Genomic DNA, 26,967 nt, shown 5'->3' on the forward strand with positions numbered 1-26,967 from the left:
TATTAAGCTGCTTCCTCTTGCTCTTCTTCCGGATTCACCATTTCTGTTTCATCCAGATAACGAAGCAAGTCTCCGTATATGATAGAATCGGATGTTTCTAATTCTTCCTGCGCAGCATCGAAACCAGTATCACACGCTCCATTTTCTACAGTTTCTCCTGTTTCACGGTCATAGCAGGCACCTTGAATACCTACATATTCTTCATCAGCAAAGTTTCCATCACGTGTGATCATAAGCTGACGGCGGTCCTCGTCCAATAAATCATGGCCGAACTGGATCGGATTATCATCTTCGATTCCAAGCAGGTTGGTGATGGTCGGACGCAGATCAATCTGTCCACCCACCGTATGGTTCTTCTCCGGTTCAATATCCTTACCATACAGAAGCAACGGTACTCGCTGCAGCTGGAATTGCTCATAATCATTAATATCTTTACCTAAATACTCGCCCATGGCCTTCTGGTGGTTCTCAGAAATACCAAAGTGGTCACCGTAAATGACGAGAATCGTATCATCATACAGGTCGGACGCTTTGAAGCGTTCGACAAACTCTTTCAATGCCTCGTCCTGGTAACGAATCGTTTGGAAGTAACGGTTCAGCGTGTTACTGCCTGTTTCACCAGGCTCAATCAATTGTTTATCTTCCGGAAGCGTAAACGGATAGTGGTTGGTCAATGTAATGAGTTTGGAGTAGAATGGCTGCTCCATTTCTTCCATCTTATCCAGAGAATCCTGGAAGAAATACTCATCCATATAACCCCAGCTGTGCGATTTCTCTTCCGTAATCTCATAGTCCTCTTTCGAGAAGAACTCATCATATCCGAGAGAATCATACATCACATTCCGGTTCCAGAACGTCTTATCGTTAGCATGCATGACGTTCGTGAAGTATCCGTTCTCGCTGAGTAGACCCGGCATACCTTTGTATTCGTTACCTGAATGGGTAAAGAATACTGCTCCACGGTTCAGCGGATACAAGGAATTGGCAAGCAGGAATTCAGAGTCGGACGTACGTCCCTGCTTCACCTGGTGATAGAAGTTATCGAAATATATACCATCTTCTTTAAGGTCATTAAAGTAAGGAGTCAGCTCTTCTCCATGAAGAGTATTATCAACTACAAAGGTCTGCGTACTTTCAAGAGAAAGGACGATGACGTTCTTCCCTTCTGCAATGCCTTCCAACCGGTCGCTGTCTTCCTGTTCGTTTTCATTGACGTAGTTGATGGCAGGGACCAGCTCATTGCTGTCCGCAAACGTCTTTTTCATTTCCGTCTGGCCTTGAAGCACGGCATCATACACGTGGTAATTAATCAAACCGATATATTTAACCAGCATATTACGGTCAAAAGCACGCTCCAACAAGTCTGTCCTTTCCGTTTCCGCCCATTGAAGATTAAGAAGGAAAAGCGGTACGGCGATAATAGCTAGCAGGAATCCTTCCCGGCGTTTCGGCTTGAACACCTGAAGACGTGAAGGCTTCAAGTAGAATAATAGAAAAGCAGCAAGCAGCACATCTACGAACAATAAAATGTCACTGGGTTCCAATATGGTCGTGATGCTTCCACCAAGGTCCGCCAGGTTGGCGACCTGGCTGATCATCGGGATTGTAATGAAGTCGTTATATTCTCTGTAAAAAAGCACGTTCACATATAGAAGAACGGACCCAAGAATATAGGACACAAACATCCCGCGGCGCCCGCCGAGCAATATTCCGAGGCCGAAAATGAGCAGAATACTGCTCAAAGGGTTAAACAGAAGGATCCGTCCTTCATTCGCATTTTCAACGTTCAGGGAGAAGATATTCCCTTGTATATAAGACATCTTTATCCAAAACACCAAAATGACTAGTGCATAGACTAATAGTTTCATTCCGAGTGATTTATTCATATGTTTTTTAATTGTAAACATTGTAAAACCTCCGTTAAATTTTACATTACCCTATTCTAACTTATTTGAACACCTTTTTGTACTACTCCCTGCATTCTTTAAAAAGTCTGACACAATTCGTGTCTAAACTCATAGATTCCGCACGAAAAATGAAACGGGAGACCTATTTCATCCGTACACACTTTAAAAGTTAACCTTATTTTTATATAGTTAACATTTGAGGAGTGATTGTAATGAAATTGAAAAAAGCATGGAGAAATATGCTGCTTTGTACAGGGTTCGCAGCTTTTACAGGCGTCATGGCTCAATTGGAGATTCCTTTACCTCTTATACCGATCAGCGGCCAGACACTCGCTGTCGGTTTGAGCGCGACGGTCCTTGGAAGTTTGCGGGGTGCTTCCGCAATGATTATATACGCAGGGATGGGGGTTGCCGGGTTACCGGTTTTCGCAGGAGGAGCAAGCGGATGGGAGGTCGTTTCCGGGACAAGCGGCGGATACATTCTCGGATTCATACCTGCCGCCTACTTGATCGGCCTTCTCATAGAAAGAAAAGGAATTCAACTAACTACAGCGATTTATGCCAACCTGGTTGGTACAGCCCTTATCCTCCTATGCGGTATGATACAACTTCAATCGCTCCTCGATCTTTCTTGGAGCGAAGCCCTTAAAGCAGGAGTCATTCCGTTTCTCCCAGTCGGTATTATTAAAGCGCTTCTTGCCGCCTATTTCGGTGTGCTTATTCAAAAGAAGGGGAGAAATTCACCTCTACGGAAGACAGCCTGAACGCTATGAGTTAAGAAAATCGCACCTTTACATAATTTGGATGATGACGGCGCATCCTATTTAATGGAGGTGAATACGATGCAGCCATACCTTTGCCCCAACTGCAAAACGAACCGGTCCAGGTTCAACGTGATCGAGCAGAAGGCATCCGCCGTGAAAATGAATCCAAAAACCGGAGAAGTCGACACGGAATATTCCAACGAAAATATGGACGCCTTTCATACGCCGTACAAAGGACCGGATAAAAAGGTCCAGTGCGGAGCATGCGGTCTTGTGGAGGACGAGCGTTCCTTCGTAGCATTCGCACAAAACAACCGGTTGGATTGAAAGAAACCGATAAAAATAAGCCCACTCGCCATAATTGAGAGGGCTTATTTTTATCGGTTCATTCGGCTGAAGAAATCATCAAGCATATCGTCCTCGTCTTCTTCCTTGGTGTCTTCCTCTTCTACACGCAGATCCCCTTGAAGGCTGTCCAGATCAAGGTCGTCTAAGTCATCGTCCGTGAATTCAGGGATTTCCGCCACTGGATTATTAACGGGGACATCTACTTCTTTCTCTTCATTGGAAGCTGCTGCCTCTTCCTCCTGCAGATAGAGAGCATCATCGATATCATAAGCATTGCTGTTCATCGTGGCGAGCAGCGTGGTCGCCCGCATCGGGTCGAGCATCAATTGATAAAGAATACTACCGATCAACGCCTCGGAATGTTCATGCTTCATCCAGCTGCGCTGTTCTTTCGTCAACGGCTTCGGTAGAGGAATTGTCACCATTTCCTTTTCCTTCGACAGTGTCTCACTGACCCCGTCCATGACAAACTGAGCAATTCTGCTTGAAAAGTTCCTTCGCTCTTCTTCTTTTAAACGGGTTAATTGCTTCAATATATGATCAGGTGTGTCCGAGGGAACACGAAACGTGATCGATTGTCCCCTCTCCACACTTTTCCTGGAAGAACTCATAGAATCCTCCTATTATTTAGCGGATCCTGATTTTTGTTCTTGCTTCTTGTTATCTTTGGAGAACTCTTTATTGTTTTTGCGGATGAAATCAGAAATCAGCTTGTAATAAGCGTTTGCCATCATCCAAATGCTTTCCTGCTCGTCCTCAAAGAACTCGATATTGAAACCGTCCAGTTTGTTGTTCAGTGTCTTGATGTAATCTTTCAAAACAGCAGAACCGCCACCGACAAAGTAGCAGATCTCTGTCTGGGAGTTTTTCTGCCATACATTTCTCAAATAACGGTATTGTTTCTTCGCAAGTTCAAGAAGGATGCGGTCGGTAATGTCATGAACATTCGTACGGCTTCCGCGGACCATGATATGGTGGCGGTCATTCTTACGGGTGATGATATCAACGACATCTCGGCGGCTGTCCAATTCCACACCGTGTTTCGTCAGGATTTCATCACGAATCATTTCTAATGATTCAGAAACACCCAGGTTGAATCCTTGTGCTTTGTCATCATCCACATTGCGGTTACGGATCACAGCGATATCTGTGGACAGACCACCAATATCCTGAATCAAAATCTGTTTGTCCACAAGTTCTTTATTAATAATCGTCAAATCATTATCCATTACCAGGTTCACATAAGCTGCGAATCCTTCTGGATATACTTTAACTTCATCAAATTTCAAATTAACTTTGATTCCTTGATATTTAGGCGTTACAAGGAACTCGACCTGGTGAACAGATCCAAGCAGCTGCGAACGGTACCCAACGTCTTTTCCTTCTTTCACTTCTCTAAGTGGAAGTCCTGTACCCAGCGTGTAGTTCGCCTCTAATACGTTATTTTTGCTGGATTGAGCGTTTTTACCGGATACAGCATCCATAGCTAATGCAGCAAAAAGCATGACCAGCGTCTGATCTTCCTCTGACTTATAACTGCCAGGGTCGAGTTCAGTAGAGTTGGTCGTTTTTGTAGCCAGATTACCTACACGGTAAATTGCGTTGTTTTCCCTCAGAGCAGGGGAGTGCACGCGGATATGTAGGTTATCAAGTGGTTCTTTATCATCCAAATCTTCAATACCGATTACAGGTCGGTCCTCCAGATCTCTTGCAATGACGTTCGGGATATATAAAGAAGATTCTAGTTTTCCAAAGTTTGCTTTTACAGCATCGTTACCTACATCAACAGCTGCGATTCTTGAATTTGTCATATTATACAGCTCTCCTTTTCTATTACTAAATTTTGTCTAGCTTACTCTTAATCTATTAAACACGCTCCTAATAGTCAATGCGCCTTTTTGAGTATTCATTCATGTGTGCATGTGTACAAATATGTTTACAAGTGTACTTTTTAGCACGCACGTTGATATATAAGAATGTGTACACTTTTGTTTTCATGCACACATATTTGAATACGTATTGTTTTCTTTTTGTACACATGTTTACATTAATGTGTTCTTGTGTGCATTTTACGCAAACATACAATATCTTACACAAAAAGATGGGCTTAGTACTACTGCGATTTTCCAGAACCCGGGCTGATGTGAGGAAAGTAGGAGGGTGTGAAAAAGGGGGATGAACAAAAACCACGTCGATTTTCTAAATGAAATTATCTCTTAAGATAAAATCATCCTATTTGAAGCATAGGAGGAGGGAGATGGGAGATTCCTATACATGAATGGGAGCGCCTTAATAAGCACCATATGCACGGGACCGAAGTGAAAGAGAGTGGAAGAACACGAAGAACGTAAGTGACCCGATATCAACAAACGTAAAAGAGGCATACGACTGTATGCCTCTTTTACAAGTATAGATGTCCCATTAAATAATAGAGTAATCCGTTTATTTTTCTGTATGAACACGAAAAATTTCTTCCAATTTATCTGTGAGAGCGAGTGTCATCAGCCCGTTTCCTTCCGCAACTTTACTAAAGCCGAGAGGGGTCGTTCGCTTGATCAGCTGTGAAAAGATCTCCGACTCTGACATAGAGCGCTGAAACTGTTTTTCCACCAAAGGGATTAACAGCGCTATCCCTCCTGAGACATGAGGAGTAGCCATAGAAGTGCCGGAGAGCTTGGCATACTTCCCTTCCGTGTAAGTGGACAGGACATCAACACCGGGAGCAACCAAGTCTATTTGATCATTCATATTGGTAAATTCCGCGATTCCCTTGGAATCATCAACGGCTCCTACCTGTATGACTTCATTATAAGCGCCGGGATAGCTGAATTCCTGTGTATCTTCCCTGCCGTCTCCGTCATTTCCAGCGGCACATACGATCGATATTCCACTGTCTACGGCATCTTTTACAGCCTGATGGAGTTCTTCAGTATCTTGAGGACCGCCAAGGGACATGGAAATGACTCTTGCCTTCTCTCCGGAAGGCCCTTCCCAGTCGATCGCATAGCGAATAGCATTAACAATCCACTCATAACTGCCACTCCCATCACCGGAAAGGACCTTTAAAATAAGTAGTTTTGCTTTTGGCGCCACCCCTACTACTCCATTTCCATTCTCTAAAGCTGCGATGGTACCGGCAACATGGGTGCCGTGTCCGTTATTATCATTATAATCTTCTATACTTCCATTAAAGTCATCCGTGAAATTGTAGCCATCGATGATCTGCCCCTCCAAATCCGGGTGATCCATCTGACAGCCTGTGTCAATAACAGCTACGACACTGCCTGCACCTTGATCTGTCCGTTCCCACAACTCCTCTGCTTCCACCATTTTTATTCCTGAAGGAACCTCTGAAATGGACTCTAAAACAGTTTCTGTGCGATATGGAATCAGTTTCATTTGGTTCATGGGTATCTCCTCCTGCTTATGGTTTGGAGTTCAGTCATGAAGGGAATCTCTTCCATAATTATACCATCATCACTTATCCAGAGTGAATGAGGCATGTGTGTAAACAAGAAAACAGAACCATCTACCCATTTGAATAAATATGCGTTATAATCTTAATAAATCGTTCTTCATAAAGAACGGAAAGGGTGAAGGAAATGTTGAAAAAGATCTGCACTACTTGTCAAAGACCATCTTATCGATCCTCCTCCTCTCAATGGGTCTGCCCTTTATGTCATGAGAACTTATCACACGTCGCTTCCATTACCCCCCCACGCCTGCCGAAACGGGAAACCGTCCAAGCTATCTACAAAAGGCACATTAGGACACAAACTCCCTGATTGGAACATATAGTAAAGGAGCTCGAAGAGGAGGCGGCCTATTGTCCATGAATCAGGATCACTGCATCCGAGTCCCTGTTCTATATGACTGGGTTACCTTAAACGAGACATTTTATAAAAACCACAACATTCCTCTTTCCCAGATAGAATCATATCCTGTAGAAAAGCTCATTTTTAACATCGAAAGAGCATGTAAAAACAAGTATTACTTCCCTCTGTGGGAACATTACTCCAAGCATTCCTATGCGGTTACCATTAAAGTTACTCAGGTCCATAAAATGAGAGGCCCGATGAAACTCGTGTTGAACGGGAAAGAGTCTTTCTCCATCGAGGCAGAGCAGCCGTTCTCTATCACGGTACCAAACATCACCTCTATTGTTTTAAAGGTTCCTGAATCCTGCACCATTACCGGGTATATAGGTACAGTAGAGGTGATCCTTAAGAAGGCATATCATTCTTCCGACAGGTATAAAGTATCAAGCTTTTTCACGTCTGCTCCGGATGCTTCAAATAATGCAGATTACTCCCCCTTACATGTCTATGTAAAAACCAATCGGAGAGAGCCCTCATCAACAATCCCCCAACGGTTTTCTGTGGTTATTAAAGGCTTCCTCGCCGTTATCCGGACAGATACAATAACAGAGGAACAGTGCCTGGTGGAGGTTCTACCAATCCATTATGAGAAAAACGTTCATCTCCATACCCCTGACGGAGCAGAAATTTCCTACACAATCCACGACATTCATCTGCATTCTACATCTGCATGCATAGATCAGAGGCGCTGTTTGAAAATTTCTCATGAAATCCAGGTAGATCTTACACTAAAGTCAACAAAAATCCACACCATCGCCATACGAGGCTCTCTGAAACACCCCTATATTAAGCCAAGCGAATCACAGTAAGCGCAGCCCCCGTTGCCCCTCCTCCGACCAGAACAACCGTAGCAAGCAGACCAAAAAACTGAACTCTGATCGTATCACCAGCGTTCAAATTCACAATAAGATCATTATTATAGCTGGATGTTGAAAGGGATGGAGAGAGAATGGATCCAGGTACAGCCGTACCATTCCGAAGAATCCTCGTGCCCGCCAGCAGCCCGACTGTCGTATTTAACTGGTAGGACACATAGTACCTCCCCGAAACAGGCACCGTGAATACCTGATTGTTCGGCGTGGCTGTGAATCCTCCTAATACCTGATTATTCGGGAGCGGTACATTCGTGCCCCCTGCAATGACGAGCAGGCTGGTTCCTGACGTGTTAGAAGCATACATCGAGTCTCCTCCGACAGGATCGGATTCACTATTACAGAACGGAATTTGTGCCATCTCCCTCTACCTTTCCTATGTTCAGAATTTATAATTTAAAGAAAAAGAAACTTTTACTGCAGAAGATCCTGTGCCAGCACCGCTGATTCCAATGGAGTTCAGATTATCCAGTGTAATTGCCCTGCTTTCTCCCGGTGCTACTGTAAATCCAGTCACTTCTGTATCGTTCACCAGCAGAGATGCCGTAGGTGATGTTTCCGTAATTCCGTTGTTCTCAATCATAATCGTTCCATTAATAGCAAAACCCGTACTGTCCTCCCACACTTCCACAGGCGTTCCCGCAGTCGTGTCCTCCAAGGTAATGGTAAAACACACGGCATCATTGACACTGCTGACAGACATATCACTGCAGCCGCCTAATAAAGCCATACTAAACACCCCCTTCTCCCCTTAGTTATTTCATCCTATGCACGAAAGAGAAAACAGTATAGCCGATTGTCCAGCGTCATTCCCCGGGCAATAAAAAAAACGCACCGGCTCTCAGGCCGGTGCGTCGTATTGTATATTCTATTATGGTAAATATTTACGTGGGTTTACAGAGTTTGAACGAGCACCATTGTACGATCCTTCGTGAATCTCGAAATGGAGGTGCTGCCCTGTAGAATCACCTGTGCTGCCCATATTTCCAAGGAACTGACCTTGGGATACGGTTTGACCAGCGGAAACAGCTGGAGTACTTCTCATGTGGCCATACACCGTTGTGTATGTCTGACCATTAATATGGTGGGTAATTTTCACGTTGTTACCCAGTCCTGAAGAATATCCAGCGGAATAGACAGTACCGGAAGCTGCTGCATGAATCGGAATCGTTCCAGGTCCGGCGATATCAATACCGGAGTGCAGACGGCTTGTGTTGTGGATCGGGTGGAATCGCATACCATATTCAGACGTGATCGTAGCATGTGCCGGCCAGATGAACATGGATCCACTGGACGTCGTGTTGCTGGAAGCACTTGATTCTGATTTGCTGCTGGAGCTGCTTGAACTGTTTGAAGACTCAGAAGAGCTGCTGGAGCTTGACGCAGCTGCTGCGGTAGCTTTAGCCTCTGATTCTTTTGCTGCTGCCTTCTCGGCTGCTGCTTTTTCAGATGCAGCTTTCTCGCGTGCTGCTTTCTCTGCAGCGGCTTTCTCTGCAGCAGCTTTCTTTCTGGCTTCTTCTTCCTTACGCTGACGCTCAATTTCCTGCTTGATCGCATTTTCCTGAGCTGCAAGCTCTGCCTGCTCGTCTTCAATTGCTGTAATCTCTGAAAGTGCTTCTCTCTCTTCTGCAGATAAGCCTTCCATTACAGAATTTTTCTCTTCTTTCTTATCATCAAGGCCGGATTTCAGTGACTCCAGCTCTTTAAGGTTGGATTCAAGGGAAGCAAGTTCGTCTTCTACTTCCGCTTTCTTGGATTCGACCGCCTCTTTATCAGCACGGTGCTGATCCAGCAATTCTTTATCTTTTTCAGCAATCGTATTCAGGCTCATAGCACGTTCCACGAAGTTACCGAAGCTTTCCGCCCCCATAAGGACGTCCAGGTAATCAACGGCTCCTCCACTTTGCTGCATGGACTTCACACGATCTTTAAGAAGTTCATCACGTTCTGCGATACGCTTCTCAAGTTCTGCGATTTCTTCTTTCAATTGCTCAATGTTCTGCTTCGTATCGGCAATTTCATTTTCCTTCGCGTCGATCTTGTCCATCGCTTCCATGATTTGTTTATCCAGGCGGGCGATTTCTGAGCTGATCTCGTCCTGACGTTCTTTCAGTTCATCCACCTGCTGCTTGGTTTGTTGCTTTTCCTGTTCTTTCTGTGACTGCTGCTGCTGGTTCTGTTCCAACTTCTCCTGATTTGTTTCGGCTGATACGGTGTTGAAGCTGGTTGGCAGTCCAGCAAGAATAAGACCGGTCGACAAAGCGGCAATTAATACTTTAGACTTCACTCTCTTGTTTCCTCCCCCGAATCCTTACCTGTGTAATAATGGTAGTTTCCTTGTTTTTTTATACTTTCAAATACTTGCGGATCGATGTGAAGCTTCCCCATAGTCCGATGATGACTCCCATGAGCAGCATCAGTGCTGATACTTGAAGGACGAATGGGTAAACCGGAAGTAGATCTATGAACAACGTCGGGTATCGCGTGCTGATTTCTGAGAAAAGGAAATCGTATCCGAATATGACAAGGAGGATTGGGATGACCGATCCTAATATACCGATCATAATTCCTTCTACGAGGAACGGCCAGCGGATGAACCAATTCGTTGCACCGACCATTTTCATGATTTCGATTTCTTTTCTTCTTGCGACGATTGTAATCCGAATCGTGTTAGCAATCAGGAACATCGCTGTGAACAACAGACCTGCTATGATGGCCAGTCCCACATTGCGGGCGATATCCATTACTTTGAACAGACGTTGAACCGTCTCTTCTGCATACTCTACTTTATCGATATTCTTGAATGTTTCAATTTCTTTTGCGACGGCAATAGTATCTTCAGGGTTCTCGGCATTGACGATGAATACATCGTTCAATGGGTTCTCATCCTTCAAGGATTCAAACACTTGCCCTTCATCTCCGAGGCTTTCGATGAGTTCATCGAGCCCTTCCTCTTTGGACTGGAATTTAACCGAAGATACTTCTGATATTCCTTCAATTTCTTCCTGCAGTGCATCTCGTGCATCTTCATCCGCAGTCACTTCGATGAATGCGCGTACTTCCACATCCTCTTCGATCTGCTTACCGATGTCATTCAAGTTAAGCAGTAATGTAGCAAAAACTCCGACTAGAAGTAATGTTACAGTGACAGCTGAAACGGATGCCACCGACATCCAGCGGTTTCTCGCAAGGTTCTTGAAGCCTTCTTTCATGTGGCGTCCGAACGTTCTAAATTTCATTTCGTCTGCCACCCCAAACGCTTCGTTCCTCACATACGCTGAATTCTTGAACGGTAGTCATGCCACAAGTTGTCGTCTCTTTGCGGTGATGTCTATCAAACAATTTATATCACTTCCTACTAAACACTCATTTTGTAAATCTATGTTGTCGATTCTATGTAATCTGTGTCGTTGCGTCGTTTACCTTCCCAATTATAACAAAGTTATTCGCTAAATACAGACAAATTATTATTACATTTGTGTTTCATAACGTTACACAAAAGTGACATGACTGAATATTCTTTCGACATATTTCATGGTTTTCTCTCCCTCTTCCTTAGTCTTAAATACCTATTAAAACCGCAAAAAAAGACAGCCGTTACAGCTGTCTTTTACCTGCTCTTTTCGATTGTCCTCTGCTGTTTTAATAACAGCAATTCCCGTTTTAACCGTTCGTTTTCCTGACGCATAGTTTCACGGGAATTTCCGGCAGGAATCAGGCAGACTTCATACCAAGCTTTACTGCGTCCGGCCACCGCTTCACTCGTTCGTTTCACCGTGGCTTTCGGATAGCAGGATCTCAGCGCAGCAAGTTCCTGATCCGAAAGCCTGAGCTCCCTGTAATAGATCCCTTCTCTAAAGGAATCATGGAGAAAACGATCAAAGGTGCTTTCCGGCATCTGCTGTCACCCCTCTAAGAAAAGCGTTTTCTTAACTATATCGCGGGCAGCAGATTTTTATGACTTTTGGTACACCGATTCTTTTACGACCACGTTGGCCACGACTTCCATCGGATCGATCAGCGGTACAGAGAGATGATACGGCTTCAATACAAGACCGATTTCCGTACATCCGGAAATGATCAGTTCTGCTCCGTTATTCAAAAGTTCCATGGATGCTTCCTTCAACTTATCCAATGGATCATGATCAGTATTTCCGCTTTTAATTCCATTCTCTCCATAAATGGCGTCCATGACTTTATTTTTCTGTGTCAATGGCGTAGGCGTAACGACCTCCAAGTGGTCGAAATACTTCTGGAACAATCCGCTCTCCAACGTCCCCGTCGTCGCCAATACGCCGATCTTCGTAACTTTCGGGTAATGGTCCTGAATGAATTTCTTCAATTCAAGGAAAGCATTCAGTAACGGGAAGGAAACGGATTTCTGAACTTCTTCTATGAAATAGTGGGCCGTCATACAAGGAATGACGGCGACTTCCACTCCTAATTTTTCCAAATTCTTCGCAGCATGGGTCATTTCAGGTACAGGACTTGCTCCTCTGCCTGATATCGCTTCTGTCCGATCAGGAATCTTCGCATTACTGTCTATGATGACGCGATAATGTTCCTGGTCTTTACTAGCGTCCGTTGCACGGATGATTTTCAAATAACATTCGGCTGTCGCTTCCGGGCCCATGCCCCCGAGAATACCGATCAGTTTATCATTCATATGATGCCTCCTAACAAAAGACCGGAACCAAGCAGTTCTTTATGAAATACCTGCCACTCGATTTTTCAGCGGCTTGAACAATATGTCCTCGTCCATTTCTGGTCTCGTTTTGTTTAACTGTTCCAGGGCGATCTTCGCTCCCGGATCCATTCCTTGACAACCGGCCAACAGAACAACATCGTTTTCCTTCACTTCAGACAAGGCATGTTGGACAGCATCATCCAACTCTTTGTATAAGTGGACACGGATACCCGCTTTGTCCATCATCTCCTGAAATACGCGCACCTCTTCTTCTGTCACAACGTCTTTCTCTGTGACGTGGGAATGACTGACGGTCGCAATCAGTTCCGTCAGACCGAGCTTAGGCGCCCATTCCATAATAGCCTGGGCATTCTCGCGGTTTACAGTTACGCCGCGGCTTCCGCGGATGGCGTAGACCAATTTCAAATCGGCATAATCCATTTGTTCCAGCGTACTGAGGGTCACATTAATATTTCCGTAGTTCGCAAAGTGGTCGTCCAAGATCTTGAAATCGTCTTCGAACACCATTTCGAAGCGGCGCTCGACGCCTCCAAACCCTTTCAAGCCTTTCTGGATCGTCTCAATCGGAATTTCGTTCAACAATGCTGCTGCGATCGCAACCATGGAATTATATACGGAATGATACCCCGGTGTCGACAGCTCGATGTCAAAGGACTCTCCGCCATACTTGCTTCCGCCGACTGTAAATGGCTTGCGGATCTCTACCGTGAACTTCGCACGGCCTGTGGAAAGGTCAAGATTTTTACAAATCAGATCTCCGTCTCCTGTCTCCACACTGAAGGTAAGGACGTTTGCTTCCGTCTCTTCTATAAGGGAGGCGGAATAAGCATCGTCCAGGTTAAGGATTGCCCATTTGCCTGCGCCTGCATTACGGATAAGACTTGCTTTGCTGTTGAAATACTCTTCAAAAGAACCGTGGAGGTCAATATGTTCGCGGCTGATGTTATTCAGCGAGACGATGTCAAAATCAACGCTTCCGACCCTGCTTAAATCAAGTGCAGAGGAGGAGACTTCCATCGTTACATGGGATACATCCTGGTCTCTCATCTGAGCGAAGTAATGGTGGAGATCCAACGATTCCGGCGTCGTCAGTTTCGTCGGTTCCGAATAATCACCGAATTTGACAACTACCGTCCCGATCAATCCTGTTTTCCAACCATGCTCTTCTAAAATGGCATCGGTCATAAACGATGTCGACGTCTTTCCGTTGGTTGCCGTTATTCCGATTGTTTTCATCGCACGGGATGGATGACCATAGAAAGCGTCACTCAAGGCTGCCAGTGCTTTGCGGCTGTCCGTTACCTGGTATTGAGGGAGGTCGTCCCATCCTTCCTGGTAATCTTCTACAACGATGGCCGCAGCACCGTTCGCCAGCGCATCAGCAATGTAGACGTGCCCATCTGTTTTAAATCCCTTGATACATACAAATACATCGCCCGGTGTTACATTCCGTGAGTTGTAGGCGAGTCCCTGCACGTCCATATCCCGATCATTCCATGCTGCCACTATGTGAATGGATGATAGTAATTCTTTTAGTTTAGCCATTCTTATCTACCTTCCTGCCAATGTTTTATCCTTATGATCCGTACGTGTCATGATTCTTCCTTCTTATTATAAACGGCTGTTCCTCTTTATTCTGACGGAAAAACCATTATTTTCGTTTCGTCACTTTTCCTGCGACAAGCCCTGCAAGCTTCTTCCCGAAAGCGAACGCCGGTTTCGGATCTTTCGGGTCCCAAATCGCGTGTGCTTTTGGCCGGAAATACGATTTGAATACTTTTTTCGGTGAGAGCTGACCCGTCTTGATGTATTCTCTCACTGCAAGCAGATCTTCATAGGCATACCAGAATACGATGTTCTGATCCTCCTCTACCGCTTTCGGCGGCAGCGGATCACCTGTCAATTCCTTATAAGTGATGTAAGGAATATTGATGCCCGTTTTCTGCAGCAGATGATTCAAGTTCGTAATCCGAACGTTAATCTCAATCAGGTAATAGCGTCCTGTTTCCGCATCCTTCTTAAATTCTATTTCCGCAAAGCCCTTGTACTGAATTCCTTCCAGGAACCTGCTTCCCAGCTCGTACAGCTCCGGGACATACTTCTGCTGCGTATAGACGGAAGCACCGTAGTTAACAGGGAACTGACGCAGTTTCTGACAAGTCACCCAATGGGTAACCTTCGAATCCTGGTCCAGATAGGCGTCAAAGGTGTACATATGATCATCAAATCCAGGAATAATCCGTTGAACAATGACCTCAATGTCCGCAGCTTTGGATTCTTCCACTTTCTCCACCAATTCTTCTCTCGTGTGAACGGTGAACAGCTTTCTTCTGAACTTAGCCACAAACGCAGGAGAATCGACAGGTTTGACGAGACAAGGGTATCCAATTTCCGATTCCACCTTATCTACGTATTCCGCTCCGTCGACATGGACCGTCTCAGGTACCGCCACTCCGTGTTCGGAGGCGAGTTTATGCAACGTTCCTTTATCCATTATTTTAGTATATAATCCCTGCTCTTTTTGGGGAATAAGGAAATGTTCCCTTAATTCCGGAAGATAAGCATCGACGAATTCGACATAAGGATCTGCTGTCGGTATCAGCACCGGCGCTTCCTGTTGTTTTTTTGCGTAATCAATCAAAAAAGCAACCAGACCCTCTGGATCCTCTTTATAATGTGGACCGATCAACGCTTCGGAACAATACTTGGACTCAAGTCCATAGGCACCTTCCCACGCATAGTCGACGGCAGCAACGTGGACACCGTGAACGCCGAGGCACCGGATCGTGCTGAGACCGATATAATAATTCGCTCCTAATACAACTGCTTTGTTAGCCATGAAAAATCCCCTTTTTCACCTTTATGTAACGCAAATTTACTTTGATTTATATAGATTCGTTGTCGTTTCATTTTTTCAGTACGTAAACATATCTATTTTATCACAATCGCACTTGTAAAAAAACGTTAAGGGGGTCGCCATGATGCAAAAAAGACAGCCCTGATGGACTGTCTTGATATATCTTCATAAATTGTTCAAATAATGGCAGACGGTTTCGATGCCTTTGGTGAAGTTTTCGATATGGAAATGCTCGTTAGGCGCATGGAGGTTCTCCGACGGCAGACCGAATCCCATCAGCACCACAGGAGCGTCCAGCACACGTCCGAATACTTCAACAATCGGTATCGAGCCCCCTTCTTTAGGAAACAGCGGGCGAGTCCCGTACACAGCCTCGAACGCATCGGCCGCCGATTGAATCATCGGATTATCCGAATCGATGGATACAGGATCCGCCTTAATGTACTGCTGCAGCGTCACTTTTGCTCCTTTTGGTTTAACGGTTTCCACGTGCCGGACGACAGCGTCATACACCGCGTCCGGACTCTGGCTGCCGACGAGACGACAGCTGATTTTCGCAGCAGCCTCTTTCGGGATAATTGTCTTCAATCCTTCGCCTTGGAAGCCGCCTGTGATTCCGTTGATTTCCAGCGTCGGTCGAATGCCGACCCGTTCCTGGAACGTATAGCCGTCTTCCCCGTAAAAATCATCGAGACCGAGAGACTCCCTCACCGCTTCTTCTGAAAAAGGAATCGAGGCGATTTCCGCACGGAGCTCTTCTGTCGGTTCCGGAACCCCTTCGTAAAAACCATCGACCGCGACGCTCCCGTCCGTATTGTGAAGGGAATCAAGCACCGTTACTAATGCATGGATCGAGTTCGGAACCGCTCCTCCGTAGGTTCCGGAATGAAGATCAGAATCAGCTGTTTTCACCGAAAGTTCAAGCGCAAGTGCTCCGCGCAGAGAAGTGCAGATGGCAGGCTGCCCCTCTTCAATAAAGGATGTATCGCTGATCAATACGGCATCGCAGGAAAGGGCCTGCTTTTTCTCCTCTATATAAGCAGGAAGATTCGGACTCGCCACTTCCTCCTCCCCTTCGATGACGAACTTCACATTGACAGGGAGCTCTCCTCTTTCCCGCATCAACAAGTCCACCGCTTTAATTTGAATAAACAACTGCCCCTTATCATCGGTCGCTCCACGAGCAAACACCTTTCCATCACGGATGACAGGATCAAATGGTGGAGTATCCCATAAGTGGACTGGATCCTCCGGCTGAACATCATAGTGCCCGTAAACGAGAACCGTCGGTTTCCCTTCGGCGTGCAGCCAGTCCGCATAGACGATCGGGTGACCCTCCGTCTCCACCACTTCCACATGTTCCATTCCCGCCTTTTTGAGTGCCGCGGCCGTCCAAGCGGCTGCCTCAGCTACATCGTCCCTGCGCTGTTCTGAGGAAGAGATGCTGGGTATGCGTAAAAAATCCTTCAACTCCTCCAGAAATTCTTCCTTATGTAAAGCTATGCTCTCTTTCATTGTCATCCTCCTCCGCCTTCTTTTGTCTATCATTATACACGAGGAGACTGCCCGTATTCGGACAGTCTCCTCGTGTATGAATTAAATTAAAGAAATGATAAAGCTGACTACGACAATCAAGCCGATAATCATCAGAATAGTCCGGATCATAAGATCACCTCACTGAATAGGTGTATTTGCCATACCATTACCCTTATATTCTGTGTCCGCAAACAATCTATACGATAAATCGGTCTTTATACTCCCCAGGGATAGAAAAGAAGACAGGAATTCCTGCCCTCTCCCCATACTTCTTACACTATAACTCGATCCCAGTGCCGATGCGCAGCAATGGCTTTCGTGAAATCTTCGGAGAACTGTTTATAATCCGTTGCGGTAACGACACCACTGTTACCGCTCCATCCTCCCTGTTCTACTATATCCGCTCCGGCTCCGGTTGCACCGAGCGGCTTGTAATGGTTGAAGGATTCCTCCAGGTAATAAGCCGCACGTTTGCGGAACGACTCATCCATGTCTTTTCCTCCGACAACGTAAACCGCATCATAGAGTACCGGGTCTGTCGTCCGGAACGTATGATCAACGGTAACTTCGTTGCCCTCACTGGATTTCAGCTTCCCTTGTTTACTGCTGATGATTTCGGCAGCAACCCCGTTGGAAGAAAGGTGGTCAAGCACGGTCTGCACACCGCTTCCATCAAAACCGGCCGCCAATAGGACGCCGACCTTCCTGGTTGCCGCCTTGGAGGCAGAATTAGCCTGACTTAAGGCAGGAGAGGACTTCGTCACTTCCGAACCTCCCTCTGTCGGGACTGCCACACCAATGGTATCGGCAATGCCTTCAGCTAGATCCATACTGACGTTAGCAAACATGTCGACGACCTGTTTACGCACAGATTCGCTGCCGACTTTACCCAGTTCAAAGCTGAATGCTTGGATCAAGTGTTTCTTCTCATGATCGCTCATGCTGTTCCAGAACAACGTCGCTTGTGAGAAGTGATCTTTAAAGCTTTCACTCCGTGCCCGAACTTTACGGCCCTCTACTTTCTCCTGATAATGCTTGTATCCGCCCTCTTCCTCTGACGCCGGTGTTGGCGTGTTCTTGGCCAAAGAGTTCTTATGATAGCTGACCTGACCGGTATTAATGGTCTGGCGGCCGTAACCGTCACGCTGGTTATTAAAGAACGGGCAGACGGGACGGTTGATCGGAAGCTCATGGAAGTTCGGTCCTCCAAGGCGGATCAGCTGGGTATCCGTATAAGAGAACAAACGCCCTTGCAGCAACGGGTCGTTCGTAAAGTCGATTCCCGGTACGACATGCCCAGGGTGGAATGCCACCTGCTCATTTTCCGCAAAGACATTGTCTACATTTCGGTTCAGGGTCATCTTACCGACAATCTGTACGGGCACGTCTTCTTCCGGCCAAAGCTTCGTCGGATCGAGAATGTCGAAATCAAACCGGAACTCATCCTCTTCCGGAATAATCTGTAAGCCCAGTTCGTATTCCGGAAAATCGCCGTTTTCAATGGCATTGTATAAATCTCCTCTATGGAAATCCGGGTCTTTCCCCATCACCTTCTGTGCTTCATCCCACACAAGAGAGTGCGTCCCAAGCACAGGCTTCCAGTGGAACTTGACGAAGTGCGATTTTCCTTCTTCGTTTACAAGGCGGAAGGTATGTACTCCAAACCCTTCCATCATCCGGAAGCTGCGCGGAATAGCGCGGTCGGACATCGTCCACATAGCCATATGGGCGGATTCCTGGTTATTCGCAATGAAGTCCCAGAAAGTATCGTGGGCGGAAGCCGCCTGCGGCATGCCGTTATGGGGTTCCGGTTTCACCGCGTGGATCAAATCCGGAAACTTGATGGCATCCTGTATGAAGAATACCGGTATGTTATTTCCAACAAGGTCGTAGTTACCTTCTTCTGTGTAAAATTTCGTAGCAAAACCACGGGCGTCACGAGCAAGATCGGCAGAACCTTTGGAGCCCGCCACCGTGGAGAAGCGCACGAAGACAGGTGTCTTCTTAGCCGGATCATTGAGGAAATCGGCCCTCGTATAGTCCTTCAATGATTTATAAAGTTCAAATTCCCCGTGGGCGGAAAAACCTCGCGCATGTACGATACGCTCAGGGATACGCTCGTGGTCAAAATGCGTCATTTTTTCACGAAAATGAAAATCTTCCATTAACGTAGGACCACGCTCACCTGCTTTTAAAGAAAATTCATCCTCAGACACCTTCAACCCCTGGTTCGTCGTCAGATGCTTCCCTGAATCATCAACCCGGAACTGCTCCAACTGTTCATCCTTCTTCGATCTTTTGTCGCTCATGGAGATCCTCCTTGTACTATATTTAGAATGTTAAGTAACTAAGAAACATTACAAATATGTACCCACGCCCCCCGCACGATAAACGTTATATAAATATAGATTTAAGGCGGGAGGTAAAAAAGGGGAAACAAAAACACCTGAACGGCTTCCCACTCTATTTAGAATAGGAGTTCGTCCAGGTGTTTCTCTGTGGAATTTATTATGGAAGCTGGGTAGCACCCATCAGGTGACGGTCACATTCCCTTGCCGCTTCACGTCCTTCATTAATCGCCCAGACAATCAAACTTTGTCCGCGGCGCATGTCACCGGCAGCAAAGACACCTTCGACATTCGTTGTGTACTTTCCATACTGAGCAGCAACGTTGGAACGGACTGTCGTTTCAATTCCAAGCTTTTCGATCAAGTCCTGCTCCGGCCCGCTGAAACCGATAGCAAGCAGAACAAGGTCCGCTTCCCAAACTTTCTCTGTTCCAGGGATTTCTGTACGTACTTTGTTGCCTTTTTCGTCATAGGAAAGGGCAACGTCGATCGTATGCACTTCTTTTACCCGGTTATTCTCGTCCCCGACAAATTTCTTCGTCATGACCGCATAAGCTCTCGGATCCTTTCCGAACTTCGCTTCTGCTTCCTTCTGGCCGTATTCGATACGGTGGATGAGCGGATACTGCGGCCACGGGTTCGCTTCATTATCACGCGCGGAACCTTTCTTATCATAAATGTCGAATTGGACGAGACTTTCGCAATCATGACGCAGGGATGTGGAAATACAGTCTGTACCCGTATCCCCGCCACCGATAACGATGACCTTCTTCCCTTCGGCACTGATATAATTTCCATCGGCATGATCCGTGTCCAAAAGGCTCTTCGTATTGGAATGAAGGAAATCCATGGCATAGTGGATACCCTTCAGCTGGCGTCCCTCTACCTCCAGATTTCTAGGCGTCGTCGCCCCACCACAAAGAATGACGCTGTCATATTCCTCATTCAACCGGGAAACAGGATAGTTTCTGCCTACTTCTGTGTTGGTAAGGAAACGGATTCCTTCTTCCTTCAGAATGTTCACCCGACGCTCCACGACAGAATAAGGAAGCTTCATTTCCGGAATACCGTAAGTCAGCAGACCGCCGATGCGGTCGTTACGCTCATAAACAGTCACCCAGTGCCCCGCCTTGTTCAGCTGGGCAGCAGCAGCCAGTCCGGCTGGGCCGGATCCGACCACGGCGACATGCTTACCAGTCCGTGTCGCCGGTGGATTAGGCTGGACCCATCCTTCCTGGAATCCTTTCTCGATGATAGAACGCTCGACACTTCGGATGGCCACAGGAGGCTCGTTAATTCCGAGCACACATGCGCCTTCACAAGGTGCTGGACAAGCGAATCCGGTGAATTCCGGGAAGTTGTTCATTTCATGTTCTTTTTCCAGCGCTTCTTTCCACTGCCCTTGATACACAAGGTCATTCCACTCCGGAATGAGGTGATACACCGGGCATCCGGAGGTGACTCCGTTAATTTCCATTCCTGAATGACAGGTGGGAACACCGCAGTCCATGCAGCGTGCCCCCTGCTTCTGTGCCTCTTCATCCGAAAGGGGAAGCGTGTAATCTTCCCAATCTTTCGTTCTGGTTGCAGGATCGCGTTCAGGTATCGATTGACGTTGATATTCCATGAATCCGGTAGACTTTCCCATCAGATTTCCCCCTTCTCCGTTATTTCACAGTCTCCACTGGCTTATTCCGTTCTTCAAAGGCGGTCATTTCCGCATCGAATTTCTCGAGTCCTTCTGCTTTCAGACGTTTGATCCGCTCCTGCATCGTCAAATAATCCCTCGGGATGACTTTGACGAACTTGGCGACATAAGAATCCCAGTCTGCCAGAATCCGTTGACCAAGGCCGCTGTTCGTATAACTTACGTGCTTCTCGATCAATTGGTAGAGCTCCTGGATTTCTTCCGCATCATCCAGCGTATGCAGGTGGACCAATTCTTTGTTGCATTTCGTTTCAAAAGGTTGTTGTGATTCATCGAGGACATAAGCGACCCCGCCGGACATACCGGCAGCGAAGTTACGACCTGTCCCTCCAAGAACAACGACTTTTCCTCCGGTCATGTATTCACAGCCGTGATCACCGACACCTTCGACGACGACTTCGGCTCCACTGTTCCTGACACAGAATCGTTCACCGGCAAGACCGTTGATGTAAGCTTCCCCGGCTGAGGCTCCATAGAAGGAGACGTTCCCGATGATCGTGTTTTCCTCCGGAACAAACGTCGATTTCGGAGAAGGATGGACGATGATTTTACCGCCTGATAAGCCTTTTCCTACGTAGTCATTGGAATCTCCGACAAGACGGAGTGTTACACCCTTCGGAATGAACGCGCCGAAACTCTGACCTGCCGACCCTTTGAACGTCAGCTTGATCGTATCTTCAGGAAGTCCTTCTGCACCATATCGGCGGGTGATTTCACTACCAAGAATCGTCCCGGTTACCCGGTGTATATTACGGATGGACCCGGTACCTTCCACCGGCTCTCCTGTTTCTATCGCTTTCCTGCAAAGAGGGATAAGCTCTTGAACATCAAGCGTCTTCTCCAGCCCGTGATCCTGCTTCTGTGTTGCGAAGCGGCCGTAGTTATCCGGCACGTCCGGCTGGTAAAGCAGTGCGGAAAGGTCGATGCCTTTGGCCTTCCAATGATCGATCGCTTCGTTTGCTTCCAGCACGTCTGTGCGTCCGATCATTTCATTGATGGAACGGAAGCCAAGCTCTGCCATCAGCTCCCTTGCCTCTTGAGCAATAAAGCGCATGAAGTTTTCAAGGTGGTCCGCTTCCCCGGTGAACTTCCTGCGCAGCTCCGGATCCTGGGTTGCCACGCCAACCGGGCATGTGTTCAAATGACAGACCCGCATCATGACACAGCCAAGCACGACAAGCGGTGCTGTGGAGAATCCGTATTCTTCTGCGCCCAGTAATGCAGCGACGACGACATCCCGCCCCGTCATCATTTTTCCGTCTGTTTCAACAACGATACGGTCACGCAGACGATCAAGAACAAGCGTCTGATGGGTTTCGGCCAAGCCGATTTCCCACGGCAGCCCTGTATGTTTAATACTTGTCCGCGGAGCAGCTCCTGTACCGCCATCATACCCACTGATCAATACGAGATCGGCACGTCCTTTGGCAACGCCGGCAGCAATTGTTCCGACTCCGACGGCGGACACAAGCTTCACGCTGACTCTTGCTTTCGGATTGGCATTCTTCAAGTTATAAATAAGCTCAGCCAGGTCTTCAATGGAATAGATATCGTGGTGTGGTGGTGGAGAGATCAGCTCGACACCTGGTGTAGAACCACGGACTTCTGCCACCCACGGATATACTTTCTTGCCTGGAAGGTGACCGCCTTCTCCAGGCTTGGCCCCTTGAGCGACCTTAATCTGAATTTCATCGGCATTCACAAGGTAGTGACTGTTCACACCAAAACGTCCGGAGGCGACCTGTTTAATGGCGCTTCGTTTGGAATCTCCGTTTTCTTCCGGATTAAAACGCTTCGGATCTTCGCCACCCTCTCCGGAGTTGCTTCTGCCTCCGATCCGGTTCATAGCAACCGCAAGCGCTTCATGCGCCTCAGCACTGATGGAACCGAAGGACATGGCTCCAGTCTTGAATCGTTTGCAAATATCTTCCACCGATTCTACTTCCTCCACCGGAATGGAGTAACGCTTCTTAAAGGACAACAGCCCACGCAGAGACTGGAGGTTATTGTTCTCGTCTGTCAGCATTTTCGAATACGATTTGAACAAGTCATAATCATTCGAGCGGCATGCATGCTGAAGGGTCGCGATCGTCTGAGGATTGTACTGATGATCCTCCCCGTTCTCCCGGTATTGGAATTCATCACCGGCTTCAAGCTTACGATTCGATCCACGGCTTTCATCGAAAGCAACTTCATGACGCATCAATACTTCTTTCTCAATGATATCAAGGCCGATTCCGCCTAAACGGGAAGCGGTACGTGTGAAGTATTGATCGACGACTTCCTTCTTAATTCCAACAGCTTCAAAAATTTGAGCACCGCGATAACTCTGGATCGTGGAAATACCCATTTTGGAAAGTACTTTAATAATGCCGTCCGTCGCTGCTTTCACATACGTATCGACAGCTGCTTCATGGGATTCGACCTCAAGAAGATTGCGCTCCTGCAAATCACGCAGCGACTCATAAGCGATATAAGGGTTGATGCCTTCCGCGCCATAACCGAGAAGCGTCGCGAAGTGATGGACTTCTCTTGCTTCCCCGGTCTCTGCGAGGATCGACACCTTCGTCCTTGTCCCTTGACGGATCAGGTGATGATGCAGACCGGAAACCGCAAGCAGTGTCGGAATGGCTGCGTACTTTGCATTCACACCACGATCGGACAGGATGAGGAGGACATTTCCTTCTTCAATGGCCTGATCGGCTTCTTCAAATAAACGGTCAAGAGCCGGTTTCATCGCCTCTTCTTTCGCTTCAAACAAGACAGACAACGTCTTAGTCCGGAAGCCCTCCAAGTCCTGTTGACGAAGCTGTTCGAGCTCTCTGTTTGTCAAAATAGGAGAGGCAAGACGAATATGGCGACAGCTTTCCGGCTGAGGATCGACAAGGTTGCCTTCTGCTCCGATCGTTGTTTCCACCATCGTGATCAGCTTCTCCCGAATCGCATCGATAGGGGGGTTGGTTACTTGTGCAAACAACTGTTTGAAATAGCTGTAGAGTACTTGCGGCTTTTTCGAAAGCACGGCAAGCGGGGAGTCGTACCCCATTGATCCGACGGGGTCTTTCTTGTCTGTGACCATCGGCATCAGAATCTTATTCAGCTCTTCAGTCGTATATCCAAATGCAAGCTGTTGACCAATCAAATTCTCTACCGGCGGGTGCTCTGTGACCGGCTCCGGAAGGTCTTCTAAATTCCATTTATTCTCTTCGATCCATTCTTTATATGGATGCTCCTGAGCAATCTGCAGTTTAATCTCTTCATCCGGGATGATCTTCCCTTCTTCCAAATCGACAAGCAGCATCTTTCCAGGTGCGAGGCGGTCCTTGTACAAAATGTCATCCGCAAAGATATCAAGGGCTCCTACTTCGGAACCGAGGACGATCATTCCGCCTTTGGTTACGTAATACCTCGCTGGTCGAAGTCCGTTACGGTCAAGACAGGCCCCGATCTGCTTCCCGTTTGTATAGGCAAGCGCAGCCGGTCCGTCCCACGGCTCCATCAATGTGCTGTGGTATTCATAGAAATTCTTCTTATCTTCCTGAATCGTATCGTCATTGGACCAAGGCTCCGGCACCATCATCATTGCCGTATGGGCAAGGGAGCGTCCGGACAAGTGCAGAAATTCAAATGCATTATCGAACATCGACGAGTCGCTTCCTTCTGCATCGATGATCGGCAGAAGTTTCTTCAAGTCCTCTTCACTGAAATATTCGGACTTCAGTAATTCCTGTCTTGCTCTCATCCAGTTGACATTTCCCCGGATTGTATTGAATTCTCCATTATGGATGGTGTAGCGGTTCGGGTGTGAACGTTTCCAACTCGGGAAAGTGTTCGTACTAAAGCGGGAATGCACTAAAGCGAGGGCAGTAATGAAATCCGGGTGATTCAAATCGATGTAGAAGGAGTCCAACTGCTCAGGAATCAACATTCCTTTATAAACGATCGTGTTGGAAGATAAACTGCAGATATAGAAATCATCGTAGCCTTCCACACTTGCAATCTCTGCTTCTGCACGTTTTCGTATAATATATAAACGGCGTTCAAAATCCATCTGTGTCTCCACACCAGCCGAAGGGGCCACAAATGCCTGACGGATGAAAGGCTTTGTCTTCTTCGCATCGTTACCCACGAAGGAATCGTTAATCGGCACCGTTCTCCAGCCGAGGAATTCCTGTCCTTCTTCTTCCACAATCTTCTGGAAGCGCTGCTTACATTCCATTCTCAAGTCATGGTCATCCGGCAGGAAAATCATCCCGATGCCGTACTTCCCTGACTCAGGCAGGTAAATATCTTCTTTCTCACACTGCTTCTCAAAGAATTTATGAGGGATTTGTGTCAGGATTCCGGCCCCATCTCCGGTACTGACATCAGCAGACTGCCCACCACGGTGTTCCAGGTTACAAAGAATCGTAATGGCATTCTCGACGATACTATGGCTTTTCGTTCCATCAATATTAGCAATTACTCCGATTCCACAAGCTTCGTGTTCGTTCTCCGGGTGATATAAACCCTGCGGAACAGGATATCCGTTTTTTTGCATATTCATTCCCCCTAGCGGACTTATTCTTGTAGGTTACAGGCATAAAATTAAAAAATTCTGTCTTTTCAGTTTCTTACTAGTATAGCATGAAAATCCGGCCCCTTCACGTACCTAAAGCACATAAGTACGCAATTTTCCGACAAATAAAGAGAGATTACCAAAAGGAAAATCCAATAACACGAACGATGTAAGCGCAACCAACCAAATTTGTATTTTTTTATAATTTTTTCAAGAAACCGTGTCTTTTTGTTTCGGATACAGAAAGATTTTGTATAAAAAGTCAGAAAAACGAATCAATATACAAGGAGGAATCCGGCTGTAAGTTGCGAATAGGAAGGATGGAGGTGTAATAATGGGTCATGAAGTTCGGAAGTATGGCATTTCAGTTGGAAAACTATCCACCGGGAAAAGGAACGCAATCACAGACGTCCCCGGCGTAAAGGTCGGGCATCACACGCTCGCTGAAGGGGATGTGCAGACAGGAGTGACAGCGATTATCCCCCACGAAGGGAATTTGTTTCAAGAGAAGGTACCGGCGGCATCCCACGTCATCAACGGCTTCGGCAAGACAGCCGGATCGATTCAGATAGAAGAACTGGGGACGCTTGAGACGCCTGTGATTCTCACCAACACTTTCGGTGTCGGGACAGCGATCGATGCCGTCATTGATTATACATTGGAACGTAACGAGGAAATCGGCAGGGAAACCGGAACCGTCAATGCGGTAGTCGGGGAATGCAACGATATGATACTGAACGATATCCGCAGGCGGACGATCCGACGGGAGCACATTCATTCAGCCATTGAAAAAGCAGATAAGCACTTCGAGGAAGGGGCCGTGGGCGCGGGAAGAGGGATGGTCTGCTATTCGCTCAAAGGTGGGATAGGATCTGCTTCAAGGATACTGCCGATAGGTTCGAAAGACTATACCATCGGTGTGTTGACGCTCACCAACTTCGGCACGCTGCGTGATCTTCGTATAGACGGAAGAGCAGCAGGGGAAGAATGGCACGCGGAGAAAGAAGCGAAGGAGGAGAAGGATAAAGGGTCTGTCATGATTGTGGTGGCGACGGATTTACCGGTTACCGACAGACAGCTGCATAGAATTATCAAACGTTCCGTCATCGGCCTTTCTAGAACAGGAGCGATGATCAGCAACGGAAGCGGTGATATCGCCCTCGGTTTCTCAACTGCTTACAACATCCCCGCAAAACCGTCTTCCGTTCACATGATTCCGACCATTCATGAAGAGGAAATCGATATCGCTTTTCGCGGCGTGGCAGAGGCGACGGAGGAGGCGGTCCTGCAATCCCTGTTTTGTGCAGAAACCGTTACCGGACGAGACGGAAACATCCGCCGATCTATAACGGAGTTACTATCAGAATCTCTTGTACCAAAGGGAGAAAACCCTTGAAAAAGAGACAATGCCCGTGCTACATTTCTCCAGTAACCGGAGGGATGCCCTTATGCGCAGGTGGCGGATACTAACTATTTTGCCGGC

Annotated in this window: 20 protein-coding genes; 4 read left to right on the plus strand and 16 right to left on the minus strand. The window is 47.0% G+C overall.

Annotated elements, in window-relative coordinates:
• Window positions 1-2: 2 nt before the first annotated feature.
• The gene (locus QRD89_RS18170) at window positions 3-1,907 is read right to left on the minus strand and encodes an LTA synthase family protein (protein ID WP_062515018.1); all 1,905 of its coding nucleotides are present in this window, start codon (window positions 1,905-1,907) and stop codon (window positions 3-5) included.
• Window positions 1,908-2,119: 212 nt separating this feature from the next.
• Between QRD89_RS18170 and QRD89_RS18175 the strand changes: the two genes are divergently transcribed.
• Window positions 2,120-2,671 (plus strand): biotin transporter BioY, encoded by a 552-nt coding sequence (locus tag QRD89_RS18175; RefSeq protein WP_026577738.1) that lies wholly within the window; start codon window positions 2,120-2,122, stop codon window positions 2,669-2,671.
• Between the two features lie 78 nt (window positions 2,672-2,749).
• Complete coding sequence (locus tag QRD89_RS18180) at window positions 2,750-2,998, plus strand: hypothetical protein (RefSeq protein WP_008640206.1); 249 nt, start codon at window positions 2,750-2,752, stop codon at window positions 2,996-2,998.
• 50 nt (window positions 2,999-3,048) lie between these two features.
• Here the strand turns inward: QRD89_RS18180 and QRD89_RS18185 are convergent, their stop codons facing one another.
• From QRD89_RS18185 to QRD89_RS18195, 3 genes are all read right to left on the minus strand, one after another.
• Window positions 3,049-3,630, minus strand: coding sequence for a hypothetical protein (locus tag QRD89_RS18185; protein WP_062515021.1), 582 nt, complete (start codon window positions 3,628-3,630; stop codon window positions 3,049-3,051).
• A 12-nt stretch (window positions 3,631-3,642) separates the two neighbouring features.
• On the minus strand, window positions 3,643-4,830 hold the full coding sequence (locus QRD89_RS18190; protein WP_008633622.1) for a ParM/StbA family protein: 1,188 nt from the start codon (window positions 4,828-4,830) through the stop codon (window positions 3,643-3,645).
• A gap of 631 nt (window positions 4,831-5,461) precedes the next feature.
• Window positions 5,462-6,427 (minus strand): S8 family peptidase, encoded by a 966-nt coding sequence (locus tag QRD89_RS18195; protein WP_286095977.1) that lies wholly within the window; start codon window positions 6,425-6,427, stop codon window positions 5,462-5,464.
• A 424-nt stretch (window positions 6,428-6,851) separates the two neighbouring features.
• Between QRD89_RS18195 and QRD89_RS18200 the strand changes: the two genes are divergently transcribed.
• Window positions 6,852-7,706: an S-Ena type endospore appendage gene (locus tag QRD89_RS18200; RefSeq protein WP_353477955.1), complete on the plus strand. Its 855-nt coding sequence runs from the start codon at window positions 6,852-6,854 to the stop codon at window positions 7,704-7,706.
• Here QRD89_RS18200 and QRD89_RS18205 read toward each other — a convergent pair.
• The 12 genes from QRD89_RS18205 to gltB all read right to left on the minus strand — a co-directional run bounded on the left by QRD89_RS18205 (window position 7,684) and on the right by gltB (window position 25,466).
• Window positions 7,684-8,130: a BclA C-terminal domain-containing protein gene (locus QRD89_RS18205; RefSeq protein ID WP_008633628.1), complete on the minus strand. Its 447-nt coding sequence runs from the start codon at window positions 8,128-8,130 to the stop codon at window positions 7,684-7,686. The two genes, QRD89_RS18200 and QRD89_RS18205, sit on opposite strands and share 23 nt — an antisense overlap.
• A 21-nt stretch (window positions 8,131-8,151) precedes the next feature.
• Complete coding sequence (locus tag QRD89_RS18210; protein WP_008633630.1) at window positions 8,152-8,499, minus strand: DUF3992 domain-containing protein; 348 nt, start codon at window positions 8,497-8,499, stop codon at window positions 8,152-8,154.
• Window positions 8,500-8,640: 141 nt separating this feature from the next.
• The gene (locus tag QRD89_RS18215) at window positions 8,641-10,056 is read right to left on the minus strand and encodes a murein hydrolase activator EnvC family protein (RefSeq protein WP_064503500.1); all 1,416 of its coding nucleotides are present in this window, start codon (window positions 10,054-10,056) and stop codon (window positions 8,641-8,643) included.
• 58 nt (window positions 10,057-10,114) lie between these two features.
• On the minus strand, window positions 10,115-11,008 hold the full coding sequence (gene ftsX, locus QRD89_RS18220) for a permease-like cell division protein FtsX (RefSeq protein WP_026577732.1): 894 nt from the start codon (window positions 11,006-11,008) through the stop codon (window positions 10,115-10,117).
• A gap of 371 nt (window positions 11,009-11,379) precedes the next feature.
• On the minus strand, window positions 11,380-11,667 hold the full coding sequence (locus QRD89_RS18225) for a hypothetical protein (RefSeq protein ID WP_008633636.1): 288 nt from the start codon (window positions 11,665-11,667) through the stop codon (window positions 11,380-11,382).
• 57 nt (window positions 11,668-11,724) lie between these two features.
• Window positions 11,725-12,435 (minus strand): cysteate racemase, encoded by a 711-nt coding sequence (cuyB, locus tag QRD89_RS18230; RefSeq protein ID WP_008633637.1) that lies wholly within the window; start codon window positions 12,433-12,435, stop codon window positions 11,725-11,727.
• A gap of 39 nt (window positions 12,436-12,474) precedes the next feature.
• Window positions 12,475-14,022 carry a Mur ligase family protein gene (locus QRD89_RS18235; protein ID WP_008633638.1) on the minus strand — a complete coding sequence of 516 codons (1,548 nt, stop codon included), beginning with the start codon at window positions 14,020-14,022 and terminating at the stop codon, window positions 12,475-12,477.
• Between the two features lie 106 nt (window positions 14,023-14,128).
• Complete coding sequence (locus QRD89_RS18240) at window positions 14,129-15,316, minus strand: carboxylate--amine ligase (RefSeq protein ID WP_026577730.1); 1,188 nt, start codon at window positions 15,314-15,316, stop codon at window positions 14,129-14,131.
• Between the two features lie 183 nt (window positions 15,317-15,499).
• The gene (locus tag QRD89_RS18245; protein ID WP_286095980.1) at window positions 15,500-16,849 is read right to left on the minus strand and encodes a dipeptidase; all 1,350 of its coding nucleotides are present in this window, start codon (window positions 16,847-16,849) and stop codon (window positions 15,500-15,502) included.
• Window positions 16,850-17,142: 293 nt separating this feature from the next.
• Window positions 17,143-19,179: a catalase gene (locus QRD89_RS18250; protein WP_286095981.1), complete on the minus strand. Its 2,037-nt coding sequence runs from the start codon at window positions 19,177-19,179 to the stop codon at window positions 17,143-17,145.
• 199 nt (window positions 19,180-19,378) lie between these two features.
• Window positions 19,379-20,866 (minus strand): glutamate synthase subunit beta, encoded by a 1,488-nt coding sequence (locus QRD89_RS18255; RefSeq protein WP_008633644.1) that lies wholly within the window; start codon window positions 20,864-20,866, stop codon window positions 19,379-19,381.
• 19 nt (window positions 20,867-20,885) lie between these two features.
• Window positions 20,886-25,466: a glutamate synthase large subunit gene (gene gltB / locus QRD89_RS18260; protein WP_286095982.1), complete on the minus strand. Its 4,581-nt coding sequence runs from the start codon at window positions 25,464-25,466 to the stop codon at window positions 20,886-20,888.
• Window positions 25,467-25,818: 352 nt separating this feature from the next.
• Between gltB and QRD89_RS18265 the strand changes: the two genes are divergently transcribed.
• The gene (locus tag QRD89_RS18265; protein WP_286095983.1) at window positions 25,819-26,880 is read left to right on the plus strand and encodes a DmpA family aminopeptidase; all 1,062 of its coding nucleotides are present in this window, start codon (window positions 25,819-25,821) and stop codon (window positions 26,878-26,880) included.
• The last annotated feature ends 87 nt before the right edge of the window (window positions 26,881-26,967 follow it).

The organism is Halobacillus sp. ACCC02827 (genome assembly GCF_030291935.1).
Classification (GTDB): Bacteria; Bacillota; Bacilli; order Bacillales; family Halobacillaceae; genus Halobacillus.

What these genes read in the sequence shown, in the direction of transcription:
- QRD89_RS18170 (WP_062515018.1), bottom strand. Translation starts at nt 1,907, where the DNA reads ATGTTTACAATTAAAAAACATATGAATAAATCACTCGGAATGAAACTA.
- QRD89_RS18175 (WP_026577738.1), top strand. Translation starts at nt 2,120, where the DNA reads ATGAAATTGAAAAAAGCATGGAGAAATATGCTGCTTTGTACAGGGTTC.
- QRD89_RS18180 (WP_008640206.1), top strand. Translation starts at nt 2,750, where the DNA reads ATGCAGCCATACCTTTGCCCCAACTGCAAAACGAACCGGTCCAGGTTC.
- QRD89_RS18185 (WP_062515021.1), bottom strand. Translation starts at nt 3,630, where the DNA reads ATGAGTTCTTCCAGGAAAAGTGTGGAGAGGGGACAATCGATCACGTTT.
- QRD89_RS18190 (WP_008633622.1), bottom strand. Translation starts at nt 4,830, where the DNA reads ATGACAAATTCAAGAATCGCAGCTGTTGATGTAGGTAACGATGCTGTA.
- QRD89_RS18195 (WP_286095977.1), bottom strand. Translation starts at nt 6,427, where the DNA reads ATGAACCAAATGAAACTGATTCCATATCGCACAGAAACTGTTTTAGAG.
- QRD89_RS18200 (WP_353477955.1), top strand. Translation starts at nt 6,852, where the DNA reads ATGAATCAGGATCACTGCATCCGAGTCCCTGTTCTATATGACTGGGTT.
- QRD89_RS18205 (WP_008633628.1), bottom strand. Translation starts at nt 8,130, where the DNA reads ATGGCACAAATTCCGTTCTGTAATAGTGAATCCGATCCTGTCGGAGGA.
- QRD89_RS18210 (WP_008633630.1), bottom strand. Translation starts at nt 8,499, where the DNA reads ATGGCTTTATTAGGCGGCTGCAGTGATATGTCTGTCAGCAGTGTCAAT.
- ftsX (WP_026577732.1), bottom strand. Translation starts at nt 11,008, where the DNA reads ATGAAATTTAGAACGTTCGGACGCCACATGAAAGAAGGCTTCAAGAAC.
- QRD89_RS18225 (WP_008633636.1), bottom strand. Translation starts at nt 11,667, where the DNA reads ATGCCGGAAAGCACCTTTGATCGTTTTCTCCATGATTCCTTTAGAGAA.
- cuyB (WP_008633637.1), bottom strand. Translation starts at nt 12,435, where the DNA reads ATGAATGATAAACTGATCGGTATTCTCGGGGGCATGGGCCCGGAAGCG.
- QRD89_RS18235 (WP_008633638.1), bottom strand. Translation starts at nt 14,022, where the DNA reads ATGGCTAAACTAAAAGAATTACTATCATCCATTCACATAGTGGCAGCA.
- QRD89_RS18240 (WP_026577730.1), bottom strand. Translation starts at nt 15,316, where the DNA reads ATGGCTAACAAAGCAGTTGTATTAGGAGCGAATTATTATATCGGTCTC.
- QRD89_RS18245 (WP_286095980.1), bottom strand. Translation starts at nt 16,849, where the DNA reads ATGAAAGAGAGCATAGCTTTACATAAGGAAGAATTTCTGGAGGAGTTG.
- QRD89_RS18250 (WP_286095981.1), bottom strand. Translation starts at nt 19,179, where the DNA reads ATGAGCGACAAAAGATCGAAGAAGGATGAACAGTTGGAGCAGTTCCGG.
- QRD89_RS18255 (WP_008633644.1), bottom strand. Translation starts at nt 20,866, where the DNA reads ATGGGAAAGTCTACCGGATTCATGGAATATCAACGTCAATCGATACCT.
- gltB (WP_286095982.1), bottom strand. Translation starts at nt 25,466, where the DNA reads ATGCAAAAAAACGGATATCCTGTTCCGCAGGGTTTATATCACCCGGAG.
- QRD89_RS18265 (WP_286095983.1), top strand. Translation starts at nt 25,819, where the DNA reads ATGGGTCATGAAGTTCGGAAGTATGGCATTTCAGTTGGAAAACTATCC.